We start from the raw sequence: 4,063 nt of genomic DNA on the forward strand, positions 1-4,063 counted from the left end.
TTTATTGTTCTTTTCAGGCTTTGTTTATTTTGATTAGGCATTTTGATCGGCGTTTAATTTTATTATTTTTTCAAACAAAAATGTGTGATTACTACACATCGCTTAATGAACGAATTTTTCAGTGAGTTATTTCCTTATTAAAAAAATGTTATTTATTCTTATTATCTTTAAATATTAGAATTTTTAGTTTTAATGTCAATTATTTCCATTTTTAATTAGTATTTTATTAATCCAATGATTGTTATTCGTATTATTTTTTCAATAAAAATGTGTGATTACTACACATTTAAGTTAAATATATAAATATGTTAAAATAAATGTAGTAATAACACAGGTGACAATATGCCAAAACATTTGTTATCGGGTTTAAAATATTTGACAGTAATCGAATTGAGAAAATTAGGTTTATCAACACATGAAATTGCTAGTCAATTGGATATGGATAGATCAACAGTTTCCCACTATATTCATGGCAGAAATCTATCTTCAGGTTCAATTGATGTGGCAAAAGTAATTTTGGACTTAAGTCCTCAAGATTCGTTTAGAATGATTTACGCTTTATGTCAGGATGAAAAGTTGACATTTACGATATTGAAATATTGTTCTAATAATCCTAAAATAAGTATTATAAATACTTGTATTGGATGCGGTGTTTGTGTTGACATGTGTGTTATGGACGCATTAAAAATAATTGATCTTAATTCTAAGGTTAATCTTGATTTCTGTTGTGGCTGTCTTATGTGTGTTGAATATTGTCCAACAAATTCAATTGAAATTTTGGAGGTTGAATAATGGAAAATTGTGCTTGTAAAAATTTTGAAGTATCAAGACTTGGTGCAGAACAAAGAATATTGTCCTTTGATAATGACCTTTGTGCTGCTTGTGGATTATGTGAATCTATTTGTCCTGTTGATGCAATCACATTAAATCCAACTGGAACTTTGTCTCGTGATAAAATAGACGTAAGTAATATAGTAAATGATGATTCAAAATGTGTTTTATGTGGTATGTGCAGTTGCGTATGTCCATATGATGCTTTGAATCTTGAAATTGATGGAACAAATATTAAGGAATTGGATGGATACCCTCATTTATTAAAATCTTCTGAAATTAATGATGACGATTGTATTTACTGTGGTACATGTGTAAGAGCATGTCCTCCTCAAGCTATTTCTCTTTCTAGAAATCTGCCTGAAAGATCAAAACTCGTCACTGGTGAAATTAATATAAATGGTGATGAGTGTATTTACTGTGGAATCTGTGAAGAATTATGTCCTGCTGATGCAATTGACATTGATTATGTTGAACCAACTTCCGCTGGAGCAGATATCGCTAAAGGCATCTCTGTAGATACTGATAAGTGTGTATACTGTTTAGTATGTAAAAAAGCTTGTCCTGTTACAGCTATTACTGCAGTATGTAGATCTTGTTCTTATGGTGAATACGATTTAGATGCAAATGATGCAGTTGTAACTGGAGACATAGTTATTAGCAGCAAATATTGTGTAAACTGTGGATGGTGTCAAGAAGTATGTCCTGTTGATGCTGCTAAAGTAACAAAAGCGTTTGAAGGTGAAATCACTATTGATGAAGATACTTGTCAAGGATGTGAAACATGTGTAATTACATGTCCATGTAATGCATTATCATTCCCTAAATCATCTGATTCTGGATTAAAACCTACAAAAGTTGTTGCTGATGATAAATTCTGCGTATTTTGTGGAGCATGTCAAAAAGCATGTCCTGTTGATGCTATTGAAGTTAAAAGAACTAATATTAATTGTACATCAATTAATTCCGAAGCTTGGGGAGCTGCTTTTGATTCATTAACTCAATAAAATATATTACATTTTGGAGGAAATTTTTATGTCAATTGGAATTAAGATATATCGTGAACTTTGTCATGGTTGCGGTAATTGTGTTGTTTCATGCCCAGTAAATGCATTAAACAGTCCTGAAGTTGCAGGAGGTAAAGGACCTACTTCTCCTGAAGGAATGGTTATAATGGTTGAAGATGGTGCTGTATCAATACAAAATATAGATTTATGTGGTGTTTGTGGTACATGTGCTGATGCATGTCCTGTAGAGGCAATCGTATTTGGCGAATTGGAGGAATCTGAATGAATTTTATTTTAAACACTGGTAGAACTGTTTGGCAAGGGGCTTCAATGGAATTGGGAAAAGACATCCAATATTATGTTGAATCTGCTGCTATATGTTATATGAATGAAGATCAATTAAACGCTGTTGGTGTTAAAGTAGGGGATTCTGTTAAAATTGCATCCGATTATGGTAGTGTTGTTGTTAAAGCTGTTTTGGCTAAAGAAGAACAACCAGAAGATATGGTTTATGTTCCTATGGGTCCTTGGGCTAATAAAGTAATTAGGCCAACTACTGATTCAACTGCAACACCTAGTTTTAAGAATATACCTATTACACTTGAAGCTACTGATGAACCTGTATTGGATATGCCTTCTTTAATGGCTACATATAATAAAGTTCATAACTTTTAGGGGGATTATTGATGGAATTTATTATTAAAAATGGTAATGTGTTTGACCCATTAAATAAAATTGATGGTGATAAAGTCGATATCTGTGTTAAAGATGGTAAAATTGTAGAAAGTGTAAGTGATAATGCAGAAGTAATCGATGCTAATAATAAAATTGTAATGGCTGGTGGTGTTGACCCTCATACTCACATTGCCGGTGCAAAAGTAAATGTTGGACGTATGCTCCGTCCTGAAGACAGTAAAATGGATACCGTGCCTAGAGTTATGGGTAAAGATTTCAGAGGAGGAAGTGGATTTTCAATTCCTTCAACATTCATGACCGGTTACAGATATGCTCAAATGGGTTATACTACAGCAATGGAAGCTGCTATGCCTCCATTACTTGCAAGACACACTCATGAAGAGTTCCACGATACCCCAATTATCGACCATGCGGCTTATCCTTTATTTGGTAACAACTGGTTTATTATGCAATATTTGGCTGATGGCGATATTGATAAATGTGCTGCTTACGCATCCTGGTTGCTTAGAGCTACCAAAGGTTACACAATTAAAATAGTAAACCCTGGTGGAACTGAAGCATGGGGATGGGGAGGAAACGTACATGGTATACATGACCCAACTCCTTATTTCGGCGTTACCGGTGCAGAAATTATCACCGGATTGGCTGAAGTAACTGAAAAGTTAAGACTCCCACATTCTATTCACGTGCACTGTAATGATTTAGGTCACCCAGGTAACTGGAAAACTACCTTGGACTCATTTGATTTAGTTAAAGGATTCAAAGCAAATCCTGCTTTTGGTCATAGGAAAACTACTATTCACGCTACTCACGTTCAATTCCACAGTTATGGTGGAACAAACTGGAGAGATTTCGTTTCTGAAGCTCCTAAAGTGGCTGACTATGTTAATAAAAATGACCATCTTACAATAGATGTTGGACAGGTCACCTTGGACGAAACTACCACAATGACTGCTGACGGACCAATGGAATGGGATTTACACTCATTAAATGGTCTTAAATGGGCAAATTGTGATGTAGAGCTCGAAACCGGTTCCGGTGTCGTACCATTTATTTATTCACCTAAAGCTCCTGTTCCATGTGTACAATGGGCAATTGGTTTAGAATTATTCTTATTAGTTGAAGATGCTAATAAAATCTGTTTAACAACTGACAGTCCTAATGCAGGTCCATTCACCAGATATCCTAGAGTTATTTCCTGGTTAATGAGTAACAAAGAAAGATTAAACATGATGGAAAATAAAGTCCACAAATGGGCTCAAAAGAAATCTTCTCTTGCAACACTTGACAGAGAGTACTCTTTCTACGAAATTGCACAAATTTCTAGATCAACTCCTGCAACCTTGTTAGGTTTAAGTGACTGGAAAGGTCAATTAGGTGTTGGTGCAGATGCTGATATTGCCATTTATGATATTAATGTTGATGATGTGGACCCATCACAAAGTCCTGAAATCATTGAAAACGCATTTGGAAAAGCAACTGCTGTATACAAAGATGGTAATTTAGTAATTAAAGACGGTGATGTTGTT

5 protein-coding genes are annotated in these 4,063 nt (G+C 34.4%); all 5 read left to right on the top strand.

Translation table 11 applies throughout. The annotated features are described in order from the left end of the window. The first annotated feature begins 342 nt into the window (after positions 1-342). On the top strand, positions 343-792 hold the full coding sequence (locus tag ACKI2W_RS08875; protein WP_407381304.1) for a 4Fe-4S binding protein: 450 nt from the start codon (positions 343-345) through the stop codon (positions 790-792). Next, positions 792-1,838: a tungsten-dependent formylmethanofuran dehydrogenase subunit FwdF gene (gene fwdF / locus ACKI2W_RS08880; RefSeq protein ID WP_407381306.1), complete on the top strand. Its 1,047-nt coding sequence runs from the start codon at positions 792-794 to the stop codon at positions 1,836-1,838. Before ACKI2W_RS08875 ends, fwdF begins: the two co-directional genes overlap by 1 nt. A 28-nt stretch (positions 1,839-1,866) precedes the next feature. Then, entirely contained in the window at positions 1,867-2,124 is a 258-nt protein-coding gene (locus ACKI2W_RS08885) for a 4Fe-4S binding protein (RefSeq protein WP_407381308.1), read from the top strand. After that, complete coding sequence (gene fwdD / locus ACKI2W_RS08890; RefSeq protein WP_407381310.1) at positions 2,121-2,513, top strand: tungsten-dependent formylmethanofuran dehydrogenase subunit FwdD; 393 nt, start codon at positions 2,121-2,123, stop codon at positions 2,511-2,513. The genes ACKI2W_RS08885 and fwdD overlap by 4 nt, the downstream gene beginning before the upstream one ends. Positions 2,514-2,524: 11 nt before the next feature. Further along, a partial coding sequence (gene fwdA, locus ACKI2W_RS08895) for a tungsten-dependent formylmethanofuran dehydrogenase subunit FwdA (protein ID WP_407381312.1) occupies positions 2,525-4,063 on the top strand: 1,539 nt, incomplete at its 3' end.

It is taken from the genome of Methanobrevibacter sp. (assembly GCF_045603845.1).
Lineage (GTDB): Archaea > Methanobacteriota > Methanobacteria > Methanobacteriales > Methanobacteriaceae > Methanocatella.